This window comes from Paenibacillus sp. SJS-P3 (assembly GCF_056711585.1).
Map to the genome: position 1 here is coordinate 1,863,546 of NZ_CM160043.1, position 19,085 is coordinate 1,882,630.

Genomic DNA, 19,085 nt, shown 5'->3' on the forward strand with positions numbered 1-19,085 from the left:
AGTATAGGCGATAAACGCAAGCAAGTACACCGACAGAAGGGATTGAGCCGCAATGAACGAAATGGAAGCTTATATCGAAGCTTTGTTTCCTCCCGATGAGGATCTGGCGAGGGTGCTGACGAGCATCTCCGCGAAGGGAATGCCGGAAATATCCGTTCCTACCGGCTACGGCAGGCTGCTCACGCTGCTCGTGCAGATGTCCGGCGCGAAGGAGCTGCTAGAGATCGGAGCGCTGGGCGGTTACAGCGGCATTTGCCTGGCCCGCGGACTGGGCGGCGAGGGGAGCCTCACCTCGCTGGAGCTGCTCCAGGAATACGCGGACACAGCGAAGGAGAACCTGGAGGCTGCCGGGCTCGGAAGGCGCGTCTCCTATCTCGTCGGCGACGCGGGCGAGAGCCTGGGGCGGCTCGCATCCGAAGGGCGGCGCTACGACTTCTTCTTCATCGACGCCGACAAGGGCGGTTATGTCCGCTATCTGGACGCGGCGATCGGACTGGCCAATCCCGGCGCGGTCATCGTAGCCGACAATACGCTGCTGCGCGGCCGCGTCGCCGATCTCCAGCGGAGCGGACCTTCCGTGCTGGCGATGCGGCAGTTCAACGAGCGGGTCGCCTCCGATCAGAGGCTGACCGGCACGCTGCTGCCCGCCTATGACGGACTGGCGGTCGTGCGGGTCAATCCGTAGGGGCGATCAACGCTTGCCGCAAGCATCCCTTGATCGCTCAATCCAGCCGGGCAGGCTTCCTGCCCGGCTTCAGCAGCATCCGCCATACCCAGTAGGCGTTGGCGAACAGCAGCACGGAGCTGAGCAGGAAGATGCCTTCGATGCCGATCACTCCGCTGAGCAGGCCGCCGGCGATCGGCCCCAGCGTGTTGCCGAGCGCCAGCGTGCTGCTGTTGAGGCTGTAAGCCCGGCTTTCCTTGCCCTCGGGCGTATACACCCGGATCAATGCGTTCACGGACGGAATGAGGCCGCCGAGGAACAAGCCGAGCAGGAAGCGGACGATCAAGAGATCCCAGACGGATCCGGCGAACGCCTGCGGAATGAACATGGCGGCAGCCCCGAGCAGCGATACGGCCAGCACCTTGGTCTGGCCGATCCGGTCGCTCAGCCTGCCGAGCACGGGAGAGGCGACCAGATTCGACAGGCCGGTTACCGAGGTCACCATCCCGGCCAGAAAGGCCAGATTGCCTTTGGTCCCCGGCAGCTCCTGCACATACAGAGGCATGAGGCTCGATGGGCTCATCAGGGCGAACTGGATGAGCAGGGTGACGGTGAACAGCGCCATCAGCTGGGGAATTCCGCTCAGCTCCTTCATTCCCTGGAGGACGGAAGGCTGGATGACCTTGGCCGCCTTTTCACGGTCGAACGTCTCGCGGACGACGAACAGGACGAGCAGCGTGGCGGTGAACAGCATGGCTCCGGTTATGTAGAAGATCGGCCGGTAGCCGACGGCGTCGGCCAGCAGCCCGCCGATCAGCGGACCGAGGATGGTGCCGGCGATGCCTCCGGACTGGAGCATGCCCATCGCGAAGCCCATCCGCTCGCGCGGCGCGCTGGAGCTCATCAGTGACACGGCGGCGGGATTCATGCCGGATATCGTGCCGTTCAGCAGGCGCAGGGCGAGCAGCTGCCAGGGATGGTTGGCGAAGCCCATGAGCACGATGACGAAGGCCATGCCGAAGCCGGAGCGCAGCAGCATGATCTTGCGCCCGTACTGGTCGGACAGCTTGCCCCAGAGCGGCTGGAACAGGAACGAAGTGACGAAGTTGCCGGCAAAGATGACCCCGGCCCAGAGGGCGACGCTGTGGGGATCGCTGATGCCGAGATCCTGCTGCAGGTACAGCGGCAGGAACGGGGTGATCATCGTCATTCCGGCCATGCCGAGAAACAGCGTGACCCAGAGGACGATCAGATTTTTCATCCATGCTTCCATGGCGGTTCACCTTCTTGATGAGTCGGGCCTAATCCATGGGAGGATCCGGCCTTCGATTTGGAGATGCGAAGGGACATGACGGACGGGAATCACCGGCTGCTGCGGCGCATTCAGACGCTGCTGCGAAGCACGAGGCCGGGGACGAGGCCGACTCTCTCGACCGAGGAATGGGGCATCTTGATCCGGCGCTCCAGAGCTTCGACGGCTCTCTGGCCGAGCACTTCCTTGCCGAGATCGACCGTCGTCAGCGGCGGCTGGCTGCGCGTCGAGCCTTCGATGTTGTCGATTCCGGCGACGCGGCAGCGATCCGGCACCGCCACGCCGCGGGTGCGCAGCATGTTCAGCAGGACAATCGCGATGTCGTCGTTGGCGCACAGGAAAGCGTCGGGAAGGTCCTCTTCCTTGAGCCTCCCAAGCCTCGCATCCAGATCGCCTTCCCACTCCCCGGAGTAAGGCATATTCCATCGCCGCAGCTCGCCCGCCTTGCGCAGGGAGAACATCTGCTCCAGCGCCGAGCGGCAGCCGAGCCAGCGCTCGCGGAAGCTGACCGAGAACTTCTCGCTTCCGACGAAGATGAAGCGCCTGCAGCCATGGTCGAGCAAGGCGCCGGAAATCATGCGCGCGGCGGCGATGTTGTCGTTGGCTACGCTGTCGAGCCCCGAGAACGGCTCCTGGTGGTCGACGAGCACGACGGGAATCCCGGTTCTTTTCATGGCGGTGAGATGCCGCAGGGGAAACGCACCGACGGCGAGCCCGCCGACGCACAGCGAACGGCTGAGATAGGGCGGCAGAATATCTTCCTGCCGGCTTTCTCCCATCGGAGAGAGGACGACGGTTCCCCAGCCGCGCGAGCGGCAGCCTTCCTGGATGCCGGACAGGACGCGCTGCCAATACATAGGTTCTTCCAAATGTCCCCGCGACATCCATATGACGACGAACCGCTCATGGCCGGGGGCATCCATCGCCCGTTCTTCCCCGCCATCGACGATAGCCTGAATGCCGGCGGCCGTGCCCGGCGATTCCGACGCGCGCGGCGCGGAGCGGGACAGGCGGACCTCAGGCGGGCTGTAGCCCATCGCTTTGGCCGTGTCCAGCACCTTCTGGCGAGTCGCTTCGCTGACGCCTGACTTGCCGGACAACGATTGGGAAACGGTATATTTGGACACTTGCAGACGATCGGCGATCTGCTGCATCGTGATTTTTTTTCCTCTTGACATGAAAGCCTTCACCCTCTAAAGTTTGGTTGCTTTCTGGTTGTTATTAGCCTAACAAACCTAACAAAACTATTATAAATCAAAACCGCGGGGTGCTCAATCATGAATAAATGGCTGACCTTCTATGACAACGAATTTCCTTTTGCCGGTCCGCGTCCCGGCGGCGCCGATCTCGGCGCTTTGCAGGACACGCTGATCGGAGCGGCCGAGCTGGCAGACAAATTGCGGGAAGAACGGCCGGCAGCGCTCGTCATGCTGCATGGACCTTATTTCCCCAAGCAAGCCTGGCCGGCTCTGCTGGAGCATGTGAAGCGCGGCGGAGGGCTCGTGACGATCGGCGGCATACCGCTGCGCATCCCCGTTCTCCATACAACGGAAGGCTGGCTGCCCGAGGCGGAGCAGACGTCGTACCACCAGACCATCGGCATCCATGAAGCGCTTGAAGTCCAGACCGGCTTGGTGACGGAGCTCAAGACCTCCCGCGCCATTCCGCTGCTGTCCGGCGACGAGGGACTCTTCTCGCCCGCTCCGACTTACGGGCTTGCTCTTCATGTGACGCGCTCGCATGACCATCCGGCCGAGAACGGTTCGGGCGGTCCGATGGACGCCCATATCTATCCGCTGCTGACCGGGCTCGACAAGGACGGCCGCGAGCGCTGCGCTCCCGTCGTGCTGATCGAGAACACGAAGGGCGACTTCGCCGGCGGACGCTGGATCCTTGCGAACCGCGAAGCCGGGGCGGCATTCTGGGAGAACGGGAAAGGCGCACAGTCGCTCGCCCGCTGGGCGGCATTCGCCGCCAGCGGCGTGACGGAATGGTGGCTCAAGCCGAACTACGCCTGCTTCGAGATCGGCGAGAAGCCGGTTCTGACGTTCCAGCGCCAGCGGCTGAACGCGCAAGGGGACAGCGAGTGGAGCGTACGCTATGAGGTCCGTCTTGCGGACGGGCAAGGGAACCGCGTCGTGGCCGAAGGCAGCCTCGAGCTGTCTTCCGGCGCGCTGGCCGATTATGAGCGCGTGCCGCTGCCGTTCCAGGCGGAGCCGGGCTACTACAGCGTCGAAGCGGAGCTGACGGGCAAGCAGAGCGGCGAGATCCGCCGCCTCTCCCAGGGCTTCTGGGGACGCGACGAGGAGCTGCTTCGCCAAGGCGAGATGATTGCGGTGAACCGCGATTATTTCGTCAAGGAAGGCAAGCCGCTGCCGATCGTCGGCATGACCTACATGACGAGCGACGTCGCGCGCAAATATCTCCATCTGCCGAACGCGTCCGTGTGGGACCGCGATATGGCGCAAATGGCGAAGGCCGGCATCAACACGATCCGCACCGGCCTCTGGACGGCGCTGCGCAAGATGGCCTTCGTGGACGGGCATGTCAGCGAAGAGATGCTGCGCGCCGTCGATGCGCTGTTCCTGACGGCCAAGCGCCACGGCCTCGAGGTCGTCTTCAACTTCTTCGCCTTCACGCCGGAGCTGTGGGAAGGGGAGAACCCTTATCTCGATCCGCGCAGCGTGGAAGCGCAGAAGCGGTTCATCACGTCCATCGTAACCCGTCACAAGCATTCCGCCCACGTTCACTGGGATCTCATCAACGAGCCGACGATGTTCAATCCGGACAAGCTGTGGAACGCGGCAAGCACGCTCGGAGACCGCTTCGAGGTCGCCGCTTACCGCGAATGGCTGCAGGAGCGGCATGGCTCCATCGTCAAGCTGCAGGAGCGGTGGAACATGACGGAAGCCGAGCTGCCGTCGTTCGCCGGCATCATGCCGCCGACGCCGGGCGATATCGCCTTCTCCACGACGGAGCTGTACGAGAAGCGCAGCGGCCAGTGGCTCGACTACCTGCTCTTCTCGCAGGACATGCACAACCGCTGGGCCTCCGAGCTGCGTGCGGCGATCCAGGCCGTCCAGCCGAAGCAGCTCGTGACGGTCGGCCAGGACGAGGGACTGCAGGCGCAGCGTCCGTCCCCGCTCTTCTATGAAGAAGCGGTCGACTACACGACCGTGCACTCGTGGTGGAAGAACGACCAGCTCGTGCTGGACGGCATTTTCGCCAAGACGCCTTACAAGCCGAATGTCATCCAAGAGACCGGCATCATGTATATCGAGACTCCGGACGGCTTCGCCAAGCGCACCGAGGAAGAGCTGCACAGCATCCTGGAGCGCAAGTACGCCTATGCGTTCTCGACAGGCGGAGCGGGGGCGGTCCAATGGATCTGGAACATCAACTTCTACATGCACAACATCAACGAGTCGCATATCGGCGCCCTGCGCGCCGACGGCACCGAGAAGCCGGAGGCCGATGTCTCCTACGACTTCGGCCGCTTCATCCGCGAAGCGGGCCATCTGTTCGAGGACCGCAAGCTGGAGGAGGTGGCGGTCGTTTATCCGTACAGCAACGACTTCTCGAACCGCTCGCTGGCCGAGGACATCACTTCGCGCCTGACGCGCTCGCTTGCCCACCGCATGAATGTGCCGTTCCGCTCCTTGGGCGAATATGACCTGCATGTGCTGAAGGATGCTGCCTACGAGCAGCCGAAGCTGATTCTGATGCCGTCGGCGCATGCGCTCAGCGACGAGGCTTTGCGCGATCTTACGCACTGGGCGGAGACGACGGGAGGCACGCTGCTCGTGACCGGCCCGCTGAATCTCGATGCCTACTGGCATCGCAGCGACCGCGCCGAAGCGCTGACCGGCCCGGCCGTTCTCGCCAACATCCGCCGCGAGGAAGCGCTGGAGCTGGACGGCGAGCTGCTGCAGATCGGCTTCGCCGGCGACGCCATCGCCAAGCTGAACAAGCAGACGCTGCTTGGCGAAGACGGACGTCCCGTGCAGGCTCCCTCCCGGCTGCATGAGATCGCGATCGGCAATGGCCGCCTCCTCTGGTGTCCGCTGCCGCTGGAGCTGGCCGAGAGCTATATCGCGCTCGAGGCGGTGTACGACCGCGCCCTCGAGGCTGCGGGAGTATCGGCCGAGCTGGAATGGGAGCAGGGTGGAGAGCTCGCGGGCGTTTATGGACGCAAGCTGGACTTCGCCCAAGGCGCCGTGTATATTTTCGTATCGGAATACGCTCTGGACGCCAATATCGCGGTCAAGGACCCCGTTACGGGCATCCGCTATTCCTTCACGCTGGAAGCCGAGCGTTCGGTGCTGTTCGCGGCGGACCAGGAAGGCCGCATCGTCAGCGTCTACCGTCCGGATCAGGTCGAAGTCCAGGCGCAGAACGGCTGAGACGGAATGACTTGAGTTCTCGCCCATGAACCCTATCGCATACGGAAAGAGCCTCCGCCAGTTCGACTGGCGGAGGCTCTTTTATGTTCCAAGCATCCGCAAACGGCGCGACCGGCCGGGAAACGCTGTGAAGGAAGGCGCATCCAGTCCCGTTCAGGCATCGGACCCGTCATCATGCGCCGACAAACTCGGGAAAGCTATGGATTTGTACGATCATTTCGAGGGTAGGTGTGGTACAGTGTGCTCAAATCGTCCAAATAAATCCATGCTGTGGAGGGATGGCTGATGAAATTAAGCACGAGCGTAGATGTGAGGAAAGAACCGTTTCATCTCAATCATTATAAATGTTCCGGCAAGCAGGTTTGGGAAATCTATCATGCTCACCCTACGATGGAATTTCTTTTTGTCTATGAGGGCCATGGAACTGTAGAGGTGAACAAGCAAGTGATGGACATAAGCCCTGGCACGCTGCTCATGTTTCAACCTTTCCAATTGCATCGGATTCAAGTGGAAGGGCCGTTCATTCGATCGATTCTCATGTTTGATCCCTATAGATTGGATTCTGCGCTCCTTGCTTTCAGCTGCATACGGAAGCGGTTCAATATCCTTTGGAAGCAGCCATTAAAGTGTCAATCGCTGCCGCAGCAGCATCATCTTGCCCATCTGTTCGAGCAATTGAATCATAAGCTCAGGAACATGCCGGCCCATAAGCGGCAAGAGGAATTCATGCTGTGCCTATTGTCGATTCTCCAGCATCTGGAGCCCTTCGAGAAAGGAATGCATCTCGGCCAGGACGACCCGTTCAAGCCGCGCTTCAGCCATACGGTCATGCAGATGATGGAGTGGATCGAGCTTCACTACAAAGAGAAGTTCGATCTCCACCGGATGTCGGAGGACCTCCATCTGTCCACGTATTACTTGTCGCGCATGTTCCGGCAGTCGACCGGCAGCTCGATCACCGAGTTTATTATTTCGCGGAGGCTGAAGGAAGCTTGCCTGCTGCTGGAAACGACCACGAAAACAGCCGGCTTCATAGCCCAGGAGGTCGGTTTTCACAATGGATCTTATTTTTCCCGAGTATTCAAAACATCGCTTGGCGTCACCCCGAAGGGGTACAGAAAGCAGCTTTGAACAAGCGCAATACAGTGCAAGATTTAGGCAATAGATTGGCACATGGATGATTGACGTTCTTTTATACTGTGTAAGCGTCAGGTTAAAAATTTGACTTCAAGGAGGATGATTCACTTGGTTGGACCATTCACGGGAAACAAAGGCAGAAAAGGGGGGATCGCGTTCCTATCGTCGCTCATCGTGTTGAGTATGATGAGTGTTCCGTCGGTCGCCAGTGCGGCGGCTGCGTCCACGCTCAATCCATCGGAGGACTCCTATGTGTATTCAAGCAATGCGACGACCAATTTTGGAACAGCGACCTCGCTTTATGTCAAAAACGATTCAAGCGCGACTCGAATTGCATACTTGAAATTCAACCTGACTGGACTGACTGGAGTTACTAGCGCCAAGCTCCGCATTTATGGCAGCGCTTCCGCAGCAACCGTTCTCTCGGCGTACCAGACGACGGACAGCTGGACGCAAGCCGCCGTAACGTGGAACACGAAGCCTGCGGTCGGCCTTTCGGCGGGCAGTGTGCCGATCAATACAACCAATATGTACAACGAGATCGACGTTACTTCCTACGTGGCAGAGGAGGCGGCAGGGGATGCTGTCGTTTCATTTGCCTTGCAGGAAAGTGTCGGCAAATACACGACGTTGAACAGCAATGAGAATGCTGCCAATAAGCCGCAGCTCGTTGTCGTCAGCGGCGGAAGCGGCGGCGACACGCAAGCGCCGAGTGCTCCAACAGGGTTGACGGGTACGGCGGCGTCTAGCTCCCAAATCAATCTGAGCTGGAGCGCTTCTTCCGACAATGTCGGCGTAACCGAATATGAGGTGTATCGGAACGGCGCTTTCCTTAAAAGTGCCGCAGGCACTGCAGCCAGCGATACTGGCTTAGCGGCGTCAACCTCCTACAGCTACTATGTCAAGGCGAAGGATGCTGCCGGCAACGTCTCCGCGCCAAGCAGCACCATCCTTGCCACGACGAATTCCGGCGGCGGAGCTCCTAGCTGTTCGAATGCGCTAAGTTCAACAACGGCTATTCAAAATGCGATGAAAAATGCCACAGCAGGTACGGTGATCTCCATCGCGCCGGGCACTTATGCGGGTGATCGGACTGCCAGCGGCGACCCTGGCGGGCAAGGATTGTTTTTCTCCGATAAGAACGGCACGTCCTCCAACCCTATCATCTTAAAAAGCTGTGATGCAGCCAACCCGGCTATTCTTAAAGGCGTCAATGTCAATGACGGCTCTTACGGCATTCACCTGACGGGAGACTACTGGCAAATTCTCGATGTCGAAGTGATGAACGCGCAGAAGGGAATCGTCATTGACAATGGCAACCGAAATCTGATCCACAATGCCGAGGTGCATCTCATCGGGGATGAGGCTGTTCACTTCCGTGACGGAAGCTCCTACAACACATTGGAATACTCGCTCATCTACGATACGGGCAGATATCAAGCTGATTATGGCGAGGGAGCTTATGTGGGATCCGATTCCAGCTCTCCTTATGAACATATCGTTACGGGCAATGTGATCCGGTATACGAATTTCAATGGCGGCATTACAGCCGAGCATATCGATGTCAAAGAAGGCGCCAGCGGCACGATCATCGAGTACTGCACGTTCAATGGAACAGGAATCAGCGGGGCGAACAGCGCGGACAGCTTCGTAGATGTCAAAGGCGTGAATACCATTGTTCGTTATAATCAAGGCTATCGCAATGGCAATGCGAATGTGGTGGATGCCTTCCAGGTCCGTACACATGGGAGCGACTATCCGACCGGCATGAACAATTCGTTCAATAACAACACCGTGAACTTGGATAACTCAAGCGGTTATGTGGTCTATGCGACAAGCGCAACAACGGGTACGACGGCGCAGAACGATACGCGCACAGGCGGCGGGAACAAGTATAACGCGAATGTCAATAAGTGAGGAAGCCTGGCTGACTCTTTGAGGCAAGGAAGAAAAAAACAGACGCGGATTCCGACCCGCGTCTGTTTTTTTCTGTCATTTGTCTTCTTTATACTGGATGATCGGCCGGATAACCTGCGAGATCAGCCTGATTTTCTCGGGGGAGCAGCCTTCGAGCATATCCATGATCTCATGGCGGAGAAAATCTTGCGAGATGCTGTTGGCTCCGCTGAGCAGATATTCCGGAGTTTCCTCCAGGACGACGCAAAGCTCCGATAGTCGGTCGAGATTGAGCGGGGTTTTGCCGCGTTCGATTTTGCTTATGTAAGCATTCGATACATCCAGATGCTCGGCAAGAGCCTCTTGGGTCATCCCCTTCTGCTCACGGGCTTTCTTGATGCGCTTGCCAATTATCGAGTAGTCATATGCCACTATTCCATCACCCTACCAAACTATAACAACCTTTGAAACGGTCTTACATGTATGCGGATTCCAACTGAACCTATCGTTCAATCGATTTCGGAATGCGGGCATTCCTGGTACAGGAGTGATTCCCGGGATGTGCGATCGTTCATTTCCGCCAAATGAAAAACCCCTATGCAAGCTCTGCCCGGGCGGTGCTGAAGGCGCCGGCGAGCGGAGCTTGCATAGGAGATTGCAAGGATACGGAATCATTCACTTCTATTCATCGCTGGCGTGGGAGCCGATCGCGCCTGCGGCGAGCCGGCTGAGCACGCGGGCGACTTCGGCAGCGAACACCGGCTTGCTGATGAAGTCGTCCATGCCTGCATCGGCGCAGATCTTCTTGTCGGATTCCTGGGCGAAGGCTGTCACTGCAGCGATGGCCGGCTGCCTGCCGGGGGGGAGCCGGCGGCGGATGGCGGTCGCCGCTTCAAGGCCGTCCATGACCGGCATCTGCAAATCCATGAACACGATATCGTACCTTTGGCGCTCCAGGATGGCCAACGCTTCCGCGCCGTTGCCCGCCGTATCGGCGAGGCAGTCCATCTTGGCGAGAATCGTCTTCAGCAGTGACCGGTTGACGGAGTTGTCGTCGACGACAAGCGCTTTGATGCCGGGATAAGAATTCGCGGTCAGCAACGGCTCTGCATGCGCCGCTCCGGAGCGTTCCGGCTGCAAGAGCTCATGGTCCCCAGCCTGAGGGAGCGCGAAGCGGAGGACGAAGCTGAATACCGAGCCTTGGCCTTCAACGCTCTCGACTCCGATGGACCCGCTCATCAGCTCCACGAGCTTGCGGCAGATCGCAAGTCCGAGCCCCGTTCCTCCGTACTTGCGGTTGATGGCCGGATGCAGCTGGGAGAACGATTGGAACAGCAGGCTCTGCTTGTCCAGCGCGATTCCGATCCCGGTGTCCCTGACGCTGAACTCCACCAGGCAAGACGCCTGATCCGAAGCTTGCAGCGAAGCCGACACCTTGACGAAGCCTGCGTCGGTGAATTTGACGGCATTGCCGATCAGATTGGCGAGCACCTGGCGGATCCGTCCCGAATCGCCGATGACGCTGGAGGGCAATTCATCCGGGAAGTCGAGCTCGAGCGAAATGCTCTTGGCGCGCGCGCTGCCGCGGAACAGATCCGCAACGTCTGCGACGGTCTCCCGAATCTGGAACGGCTCCAGCTCCAGCTCCATCTTGCCGGCTTCGATCTTGCTGAAGTCCAGCACCTCGTTGAGGATGCGCAGAAGCGCGTCGCCGCTCTCGATGATGGTTTGCGCGTATCCGCTCTGCTCCTCGTCCAGCTCCGTGCCGGCGAGGAGATCGGCCATGCCCATGATGCCGTTCATCGGCGTCCGGAGCTCGTGGCTCATGATGGCAAGGAATTCCGATTTGGCCCGGTCGGCTTCTTCCGCCGATTCCTTGGCGCGGATGATTTCCTTTTCCCCGGTAATGTCGCGGAAGACGATGACGGAGCCTTTATGCTCGCCGCGGTCGAGGATCGGGGTCACGCTGCATTCGGCCAGGAAGCTGGATCCGTCCCGGCGCCACAGCACCGTCTCCTGGCTGAGGTAAGGCTGGCCGCCCCGGATCGCCTGGTGGATCGGCGAGTGCTCACTGCGGTAAGGAGTCCCGTCCGCCCTCGTCTGCTCGATCATGTCGAGGTAGGATCGACCGCCGATATCCGGGTGGCTCAGCCCGAGCATGGAGGCGGCCGCCGGATTCATGAATATCGAGGCTCCATCCAAATCCACGCCTAATATCCCCTCGGAGACGGCGTTCAGGATCAGCGTGTATTGATAGCCGAGCTTCTCGATCTGCTCCAGATGGCGCTTCCGCTCGGTGATGTCCTCGGAAAGGCCGTATACGCCGACAACTTCCCCGTCTACGACGATCGGAATGTTCATGGTATTGATCTCGAGCTCGTACCCGTCCTTGTGCCTGATTTTCAAATCGTAGGATTGCGGATGGCCTTTGCATGCCTGACCGAAGTGATAGAGGGTCTTGTCCATGTATTCGTCCGGAACAAGAGGCCCCCAATGATTGCCGAGCAGCTCTTCCAGAGAATATCCCGTCAGCTTCTCCAGGTTCGCATTCGCCGTCAAGTAGTCTCCCTGGAGGTTCATCGAGTAGACGGCCTGGGGACTGTTTTCGAACAGGGACTTGTACTGCTGCTCGCTTTCCTGCAGGCGCTTCTCCAGAAGCTTCTGCTCGGTGATATCCTGCACGAAGCCGGTATAGTGGTAGGGCCGGCCGGATTCGTCCACCCTGGGCACGCATTGGGAGTAGACATATCGGATGGTGCCGTCCGGAAGCGTGACCGGGTATTCCCATTCTCTCGACGTGCCCGGATTGTCCGCTCCTCGCCTCAGGAACAGCTTGATGTCTTCCGACACATCGGATCCGATGCGCAGCGCGTCGATGATTTCGTCGCTCGCGGGGGCAGACAGCGGCAGCCGGCCTTCGTACATGGCGCGGGTCTCCTCGGAGAACGACATCCGATTGGAGATGACATCCCACTGCCAGGCTCCGATCCGAGCCATGTCGAAGACGGTCTGAAGCATTTCCTCATACCGTTTCATGGCCGATACGTCCCGGGCAAAGGTAAGGATGCGCTGCCTGCCGTCCGGCATGTCCAGCACCTTGAAGTAGGTTTCCATCCAGATGAAGCGGCCGTCCTTATGGCGCGTCCTCCGCACGAAGCTGCGGTTCTCGTCGAACATGCCGCCATCGGCCATCTGGACAGCCTCGTGCTCATGGTAGAATTCCTTGCGGTTATGCCCGATCAATTCATGAACCTCGTAGCCCAGAATTTCCCGGATGGACGGCGCGATATACAGAATGGTTCCTTCCGGCGTGCTGCAGCTGACCAGATCCCGCGTATTCTCCACGATCAGCTCGTGCAGGTCATCATCCAGGGCGTGCGGAAGCTCCCGCTGTGAATCGGGGGAGGACTGGACCATGATGAACGCATCCTGATCCTCCTCAAGCAGCGTGAGCAGGCAATCGATCATGATGGAGGAACCGTCAGCCTGGCTGAGAGTCAGGCTATGCTGCAAAGGGGACTGAGCCTCGAGCATCCGCTTGAGGCTTCCCGGATCGTCGCCGCCTCCCAGGGCGGGGCCGCGCCGGTCGAGTTCCGGGCTGCCTGATTCGGCGCTCCATCCGCATAAGCGGCGGAAAGCGGGATTCATCGCGCTCCAGGCGCCGTCCCGAAGAGACAGAAACGCGATTCCATCCTTCGAATGGCGGAAAGCCATTTCCGCAAATAGCAGTTCATTTTCGGGCAGTTTCATCTAGTATGATTTCTCCTTGTCCTTGTCACGCTGGCAGCAGCCCGCTTTGCTGATAGTATAATCCTTTTCCAATCAAGAAGGAATGCCTATCGTTTGTCATAGGATTGTCATCACCCCCCGCCGGGTAAAGGTTGTTAGCGTTTTTAAAAACGGGCATAATGGGAAGCGAAGGGAAATTAATAGAAAGAAATGGGGAGCGGATATGATGCAGAACGACTCCTTCCTCCGGGCGGCCCGCGGGGAAAGCACGGATCATGTGCCGGTATGGTACATGAGACAGGCAGGGCGGTACGATCCGGATTACCGCAAGATCAAGGAGAAGCACACGCTCCTGGAAATTTGCAGGCAGCCCGAGCTGGCAGCGGAAGTCACGATGATGCCGGTACATAAGCTTGGCGTCGACGCCGCCATTTTATATTCCGATATTATGAATCCCGTTGCGTCCATCGGGATCGATTTTGATATAGTCGCCGGCATCGGTCCCGTCATCCACAATCCGATCCGCAGCGCGGAGGACGTGCGCAGGCTGAAGCCGATCGACGTGGAAGGGGACTTGTCCCACGTCCTGGAGACGATCCGGATTCTTGACCGAGAGCTGAAGGTTCCGCTCATCACGTTCGCCGGCGCGCCGTTCACAATCGCCAGCTACCTGATCGAGGGCAAGCCTTCCCGCAACTATCTGCGCACCAAGGCGCTCATGTACGCCGAGCCGGCCGTATGGTTCGAGCTGATGGACAAGCTGGGCGACATGGTGATCGCCTATCTGCGGGCGCATGCGGACAACGGAGGCAAGGCGTTCCAGCTGTTCGACAGCTGGGTCGGCTCGCTCGCCCCGCATGACTTCCGCGTCTTCGTCCTGCCGACGATCACCCGTATCTTCAGCGAGCTGTCGGATCTCCGGCAGCCGGGCATCTACTTCCCGGGAGTCAGCTCGGGCGAGCTGCTGCCGGAGCTGAAGGGCCTTCAGGCCGACGTGATCGGCCTCGACTGGCGAGTCGGCATCGCCGAAGGACGCCGCCGCCTCGGAAGCGGATATGCGGTTCAGGGCAACCTCGATCCGGTCGTGCTCACCGCTCCGATGGATGTCATCAAGGACCATGCCCGCAGCATCATCGACGAGGGCATCAAGGAGCCGGGCTACATTTTCAATCTCGGGCACGGCCTGTTCCCCGAGGCGTCCCTCGAGAAGCTGAAGCTGCTGACGGAATACATCCATGAATATTCGGCCGATGCCATCGCCACCCGGAGAACGGCCGCAAAGGAGATGCCTCATGTCTGACAAAACGATCGGCGTCCTGGTCATGTCTTACGGCACGCCGGAGAGCCTGGATCATGTGGAAGAATATTACACGCATATCCGCCGCGGCAGCCCCCCTTCGCCGGAGCAGCTCAAGGAGCTCAGCGACCGGTATGAGGCGATTGTCGGCGGCGTCTTTCCGCTGCGCGAGAACACGGACCGCCAGGTAGCCAGCCTGCAGGACAAGCTGGAGCAGGCCGCTCCCGGCCGCTATCGGTGCTATCAAGGGCTCAAGCATGCCCGTCCGTTTATCGAGGACGGGGTAGAGCGGATGGCGGCGGACGGAATCACGGTGGCCGTCGGCATCGTCCTAGCTCCCCATTTCTCCACCATGAGCGTCGCCAGCTACAACAAGCGCGCGATGCAGAAGGCGGAGCAGCACGGCATCTCGATGGTGTGCGTGGAGTCCTACCACCTTCATCCCAAGCTGGTCGAAGCGCTGGCGGAGCGCGTGAGCGAAGGAATGAAGGCTGTCGCCGAGAAAGCGGGAGGCGCTTCGGTCAAGGTGCTGTTCAGCGCGCACAGCCTTCCCGTCCGCATCCGCGAATCCGGCGATCCTTACGAGGAGCAGCTGCTCGAGACTTCCCGCGCCGTAGCCGACGCTTCCGGCGCGCAGAACTGGGAGTTCACGTGGCAGAGCGCCGGCCGCACGAAGGAGCCATGGCTCGGACCGGATATTCTGGAGACGATGACCCGGCTGGCCGGCGAAGGAGAGCAGGCGCTGCTGGCGGCTCCGATCGGTTTCGTATCCGACCATCTGGAAGTGCTCTACGATCTCGATATCGAGGCGATGGCCGAAGCGGACAAGCTGGGCATCGCCTTCGGCAGGATCCGGATGCTGAATTCCGATCCTCTCTACATGGAGGTTCTAGCCGACGCCGTCGCGCAAGCGGCGCAAGGACTCGGGGAATGAACGGCGATCGGAGAGCTCTGCGGATCGCTGTGGTCGGCGGAGGCTTGACGGGCCTCAGCGCCGCCCATTATATCCGCAAGGGGCTCGAAGAACGGAATCTGGAGGGCGAGCTCGTGCTCGTCGAAGCTGGAGAACGGCTTGGAGGGCGCATCGAGACGCTGCGCAAGGATGGATTCACCATTGAAAAAGGACCGGATTCGTTCCTGGCCCGCAAGCTGCCGATTCTGGAGCTGACGAGAGAGCTCGGTCTTCTTGACGAGCTGGTCCGCACCAATCCGCAGGCGGCCAAAACGTACATCTATCAAGGCGGGCAGCTGCATCCGATGCCGCCCAAGCTGGTGCTTGGAGTGCCGGCGGACATGGCCGCATTCCTGAAGACGGAGCTGCTCGGCACGGATTCCAAATTCCGGGCCTCCTGCGATCTGCTGCTTGCGCCGCGCCCGGACGACGGGGAGGACGAATCCGTCGGCGCTTTCCTGGAGCGCCGCATGGGTCCCGATATCGTGGACCGGATCAGCGAGCCGCTGCTTGCCGGAATCTACGCAGGCGACCTTTACAATCTCAGCCTCGCAGCGACCTTTCCCCAGTTCCGCCGGGCGGAGCTCAAGCATGGCAGCCTGATCCGAGGCTCGCGGGCCGGCAGCAAAGGCGCGGCCCCTGCGGCTCCTCCCGATTACTTGCCCGAATCCGTCAAAGGCAGCGTCTTCATGACGTACCGGAACGGTCTGCGGACTCTGGTCGAAGGATTGGAGCGGTCGCTGGAAGGCGTGCGCATCCTGATGGGCACGACGGTTGCTTCCATCCGTGAATCCGGCGGGGAAGGCCGCCGCTACGAGCTTGAGCTCGGCAGCGGAGAGCGGCTTGAGGCGGACGCGGTCATCGTGACCGCTCCAAGTCAGGCAGCGGCTTCGATGCTGGAGCCGCTCGCGGACATGTCCGAGCTGCGGGAGGTCAAGTATGTATCCGTCGCCAACGTGGTCATGGCCTTCACGCGCCAGGATGTGGAGTCGATGGAATTCGACGGCTCCGGCTTCCTGGTTCCGCGCTCGGAGGGCCGCACGATTACGGCCTGCACGTGGACCTCTTCCAAATGGCTGCACAGCAGTCCTTCGGATCATGTTCTCCTCCGCTGTTATGTGGGAAGGGCTGGCGCCGAGGCCGCGGTGGAGCTGTCCGACGAGGAGCTGACGGCAGCCGTTCTTCGCGACGTGAAGGATACGATGGGCATCGAAGCGCGCCCGCTGTTCACCGAGATCACGAGACTGCGCCATTCGATGCCGCAGTATCCGGTCGGCCATGTCGCCGCCATGGCTCGGCTGCGGGCAAGAATGGCACAGCAGTCTCCTGGCGTTTACGCGACGGGGGCGGCTTTCGACGGCGTTGGACTTCCGGATTGCATCCGGCAAGGACGCGAGGCGGCGCAGCATGTTTTGGGTCTGTTCCAATAACTGGACGGCTTCTTTTCGCTATGAGGCGGAGAACTTGGTATAATGGCATGGTATTTGCATCGCGACCATCCTAATCCAAGCTACTTCATCATACCGAGAGGAGCTGTCTTTTTTTGTTCCTATCCCGTTCCAACTCCAGACAGCATCACAGTCGTCAGCGCAGGCACCGGCTCCGCCGGCTCGTCATCTTCAACTTCATTCTTCTGGCGGCCGCTGCCTTGCTTGTCGGCGGATTTCTATGGAACCGGCCGGAGCCTTCCGCCAGCGGAGACGGTACTTCAGCTTCTTCCGGAGACGCCGGCAGCGAGGGGGAGAACCCAGCGCCGGCAGCTTCGTCCTTTCCATCCAGCCCGAGTCCGCTGCCTTCTGCCAGCCCGGAGCAGCCTTCGGCGACTCCCGAGCCTAGCGAGGAGCCGAGCCCGTCGATGAGTCCGACGCCGGTGCCGGCCGTCTCGGCGACTCCGAAAGCCACGCTGCCGCCGGCCGATTCCACGAGCCCGGGCAGCGGCTGGAGCGGCGATATGCCGAAGGATGCGGGAACCGTCCGCTTGGCTTTTACGGGCGACATCCTGCTGGCATCCAAAGTGGCGGATCAGATGGAGGCGAACGGCCTTGACTATCCGTTCACGGGCGCTGCTCCCTATCTGTCCAAGCCGGACCTGACGGCCGGCAATCTGGAGACGCCGATCACGCTGCGGGGCACGCCCGCAGAGAACAAGCAATATGTGTTCAAAGGCAAGCCCGGCTACTTGAAGCCGCTCAAAGACGCCGGCTTCGACGTCGTCACCGTCGCCAACAACCATACGCTCGACCAGGGTACGGAAGGGCTTCTGGACACGATGAAGTACCTCGACGACGTCAAGCTTCCCCATGTGGGAGGCGGCCGCAACGACAAGGAGGCCTTCGCTCCCGTCATTCTGGCAAGCAAAGGCGTCACGATCGCCTACATAGGCGTCAGCCGCGTGCTTCCTGTAACGGACTGGATGGCAGGGCCGAAGCGGATCGGAGTCGCGGAAGCCTACAATTCGGCGAGGGCCGTCGAAGCGATCAGATCCGCCAAGGAGAAGGCTGATCTGGTCGTCGTCATGGTCCATTGGGGCACCGAGCGTTCCGAGCAGCCGAACGCGCAGCAGAAACGTCTCGCGAGGGATCTTGTCGATGCTGGAGCCGATCTCGTCATCGGCGCGCATCCCCATGTCCTGCAGGGCTTCGAGCTGTACAAGGGCAAGTGGATCGCCTACAGCCTGGGCAATTTCATTTTCACCTCGAATTCGAACTCGAAGACGAGCGAGACAGGCGTGCTGGACGCCGTCTGCTCCAAGGAAGGCAACTGTGGCCTGCAGTTCCATCCCATGAAAATTGCGCTGTCCCGGCCTGCTCCTATGGAAGGAGAGGAAGCCGCGGCGCTGCTGAGGCGTCTCGACAGCATCAGCTCCGCGGCTTCGGTCGGATCGGACGGCAAGGTGAAGTCGCGTTGAGGAATCCATGCGTCGCCCACCGCGGCTGGTCAGGCGCTGCGCCAGAGAATACGCTGGCCGCGGTTCGGCTGGCCGCGGAAGCGGATGATGTCGAGTGGGCTGAGATCGACGTGCAGCTATCCAGCGACGGCATTCCCGTTCTGATGCACGACAAGCGTCTGAGCCGCACGACGAATGGCGGGAGGGCGCAGGCTGCCCGCGTTGCTTCCGCCAAGCTTCTGTCCCTGGATGCCGGAAGCTGGTTTTCTCCGGCCTTCAAGCAGGAAGGCGTGCCGCTGCTGGAGGAAGTCCTGAAGGAAACAGGAGACAGGCTGAAGTTCAACATCGAGCTGAAGCGCCATGAGCGGGTGGACGGCTTGCTGGAGGAGCGGGTGGCCGAGGCGGTGGAGCGGAGCGGAATGCGGGAGCGCTGCGTGCTGACTTCGTTCAGCAGGGAGTCGCTCAGGCATTTGAGCTCGCTTGATACGGGCATCAAGACCGGCCTGATCAGCGACAGCTGGAGCGCTTCCCTGCCGGCCGAGCTGTCGGCGCTGGGCTGCAGCCTGCTGTCGGCCGATCATTCCGCGATGAACCGCGAGCGGATCCGCCTCCTTAAGGCGGCCGGCATCCGGACGATGGTATGGACGCTGAACGACTTTCGCCTTATCCGGCGTTATGCGCTCATGGACCCTTCGGTATTGATCTGCACGAATTACCCTGACCGCTGGCGGGAAGCGATGCGCAGCCTGCCGCAGCCGCTGGAGCTGCCGGGGCAGGAAGCGTGGCCGGGATGAGCAGACGAGGAAGC

The 19,085-nt window shown here is 60.4% G+C and carries 13 protein-coding genes and 1 pseudogene; 10 read left to right on the plus strand and 4 right to left on the minus strand.

Annotated elements, in window-relative coordinates:
* The first annotated feature begins 52 nt into the window (after window positions 1-52).
* Window positions 53-685: an O-methyltransferase gene (locus tag AC06G8_RS08330; protein ID WP_480285003.1), complete on the plus strand. Its 633-nt coding sequence runs from the start codon at window positions 53-55 to the stop codon at window positions 683-685.
* 37 nt (window positions 686-722) lie between these two features.
* On the opposite strand, the gene AC06G8_RS08335 is transcribed toward AC06G8_RS08330, so the two are convergent.
* Window positions 723-1,937, minus strand: coding sequence for an MFS transporter (locus tag AC06G8_RS08335; protein WP_447662012.1), 1,215 nt, complete (start codon window positions 1,935-1,937; stop codon window positions 723-725).
* A gap of 110 nt (window positions 1,938-2,047) precedes the next feature.
* Window positions 2,048-3,154: a LacI family DNA-binding transcriptional regulator gene (locus AC06G8_RS08340; RefSeq protein ID WP_480285004.1), complete on the minus strand. Its 1,107-nt coding sequence runs from the start codon at window positions 3,152-3,154 to the stop codon at window positions 2,048-2,050.
* A gap of 99 nt (window positions 3,155-3,253) precedes the next feature.
* Here AC06G8_RS08340 and AC06G8_RS08345 point away from each other — a divergent pair, with 99 nt between their 5' ends.
* The 4 genes and pseudogenes from AC06G8_RS08345 (at window position 3,254) to AC06G8_RS08360 (ending at window position 9,433) form a co-directional block, all read left to right on the plus strand.
* The gene (locus tag AC06G8_RS08345; RefSeq protein ID WP_480285005.1) at window positions 3,254-6,379 is read left to right on the plus strand and encodes a beta-galactosidase; all 3,126 of its coding nucleotides are present in this window, start codon (window positions 3,254-3,256) and stop codon (window positions 6,377-6,379) included.
* A gap of 285 nt (window positions 6,380-6,664) precedes the next feature.
* A pseudogene (locus AC06G8_RS08350) lies at window positions 6,665-7,066 on the plus strand (cupin domain-containing protein); the annotation flags it as partial.
* A gap of 39 nt (window positions 7,067-7,105) precedes the next feature.
* Window positions 7,106-7,510 carry a helix-turn-helix domain-containing protein gene (locus AC06G8_RS08355; RefSeq protein ID WP_480285404.1) on the plus strand — a complete coding sequence of 135 codons (405 nt, stop codon included), beginning with the start codon at window positions 7,106-7,108 and terminating at the stop codon, window positions 7,508-7,510.
* Window positions 7,511-7,624: 114 nt separating this feature from the next.
* The gene (locus AC06G8_RS08360; RefSeq protein ID WP_480285006.1) at window positions 7,625-9,433 is read left to right on the plus strand and encodes a CBM96 family carbohydrate-binding protein; all 1,809 of its coding nucleotides are present in this window, start codon (window positions 7,625-7,627) and stop codon (window positions 9,431-9,433) included.
* 75 nt (window positions 9,434-9,508) lie between these two features.
* Here AC06G8_RS08360 and AC06G8_RS08365 read toward each other — a convergent pair whose 3' ends face one another.
* Together AC06G8_RS08365 and AC06G8_RS08370 are read right to left on the minus strand one after the other, a co-directional pair.
* On the minus strand, window positions 9,509-9,844 hold the full coding sequence (locus tag AC06G8_RS08365) for a helix-turn-helix domain-containing protein (protein WP_447662008.1): 336 nt from the start codon (window positions 9,842-9,844) through the stop codon (window positions 9,509-9,511).
* Window positions 9,845-10,093: 249 nt separating this feature from the next.
* Window positions 10,094-13,162: a PAS domain S-box protein gene (locus AC06G8_RS08370; RefSeq protein WP_480285007.1), complete on the minus strand. Its 3,069-nt coding sequence runs from the start codon at window positions 13,160-13,162 to the stop codon at window positions 10,094-10,096.
* A 202-nt stretch (window positions 13,163-13,364) separates the two neighbouring features.
* On the opposite strand from AC06G8_RS08370, the gene hemE reads away from it, so the two are divergent.
* The 5 genes from hemE to AC06G8_RS08395 all read left to right on the plus strand — a co-directional run bounded on the left by hemE (window position 13,365) and on the right by AC06G8_RS08395 (window position 19,071).
* On the plus strand, window positions 13,365-14,441 hold the full coding sequence (gene hemE / locus AC06G8_RS08375; protein WP_447662006.1) for a uroporphyrinogen decarboxylase: 1,077 nt from the start codon (window positions 13,365-13,367) through the stop codon (window positions 14,439-14,441).
* Window positions 14,434-15,372, plus strand: coding sequence for a ferrochelatase (gene hemH, locus AC06G8_RS08380; protein WP_480285008.1), 939 nt, complete (start codon window positions 14,434-14,436; stop codon window positions 15,370-15,372). Before hemE ends, hemH begins: the two co-directional genes overlap by 8 nt.
* Window positions 15,369-16,820, plus strand: coding sequence for a protoporphyrinogen oxidase (hemG, locus tag AC06G8_RS08385; protein WP_480285009.1), 1,452 nt, complete (start codon window positions 15,369-15,371; stop codon window positions 16,818-16,820). The genes hemH and hemG overlap by 4 nt, the downstream gene beginning before the upstream one ends.
* Before the next feature lie 113 nt (window positions 16,821-16,933).
* Window positions 16,934-18,298: a CapA family protein gene (locus AC06G8_RS08390; protein ID WP_480285010.1), complete on the plus strand. Its 1,365-nt coding sequence runs from the start codon at window positions 16,934-16,936 to the stop codon at window positions 18,296-18,298.
* Window positions 18,295-19,071 carry a glycerophosphodiester phosphodiesterase gene (locus tag AC06G8_RS08395; protein WP_480285011.1) on the plus strand — a complete coding sequence of 259 codons (777 nt, stop codon included), beginning with the start codon at window positions 18,295-18,297 and terminating at the stop codon, window positions 19,069-19,071. The genes AC06G8_RS08390 and AC06G8_RS08395 overlap by 4 nt, the downstream gene beginning before the upstream one ends.
* Window positions 19,072-19,085 lie beyond the last annotated feature (14 nt).

Coding starts and splice junctions, on each gene's coding strand:
- hemG (WP_480285009.1), top strand. CDS start 15,369: ATGAACGGCGATCGGAGAGCTCTGCGGATCGCTGTGGTCGGCGGAGGC.
- AC06G8_RS08345 (WP_480285005.1), top strand. CDS start 3,254: ATGAATAAATGGCTGACCTTCTATGACAACGAATTTCCTTTTGCCGGT.
- AC06G8_RS08330 (WP_480285003.1), top strand. CDS start 53: ATGAACGAAATGGAAGCTTATATCGAAGCTTTGTTTCCTCCCGATGAG.
- AC06G8_RS08335 (WP_447662012.1), bottom strand. CDS start 1,937: ATGGAAGCATGGATGAAAAATCTGATCGTCCTCTGGGTCACGCTGTTT.
- AC06G8_RS08340 (WP_480285004.1), bottom strand. CDS start 3,154: ATGTCAAGAGGAAAAAAAATCACGATGCAGCAGATCGCCGATCGTCTG.
- hemE (WP_447662006.1), top strand. CDS start 13,365: ATGATGCAGAACGACTCCTTCCTCCGGGCGGCCCGCGGGGAAAGCACG.
- AC06G8_RS08370 (WP_480285007.1), bottom strand. CDS start 13,162: ATGAAACTGCCCGAAAATGAACTGCTATTTGCGGAAATGGCTTTCCGC.
- hemH (WP_480285008.1), top strand. CDS start 14,434: ATGTCTGACAAAACGATCGGCGTCCTGGTCATGTCTTACGGCACGCCG.
- AC06G8_RS08355 (WP_480285404.1), top strand. CDS start 7,106: ATGCTGTGCCTATTGTCGATTCTCCAGCATCTGGAGCCCTTCGAGAAA.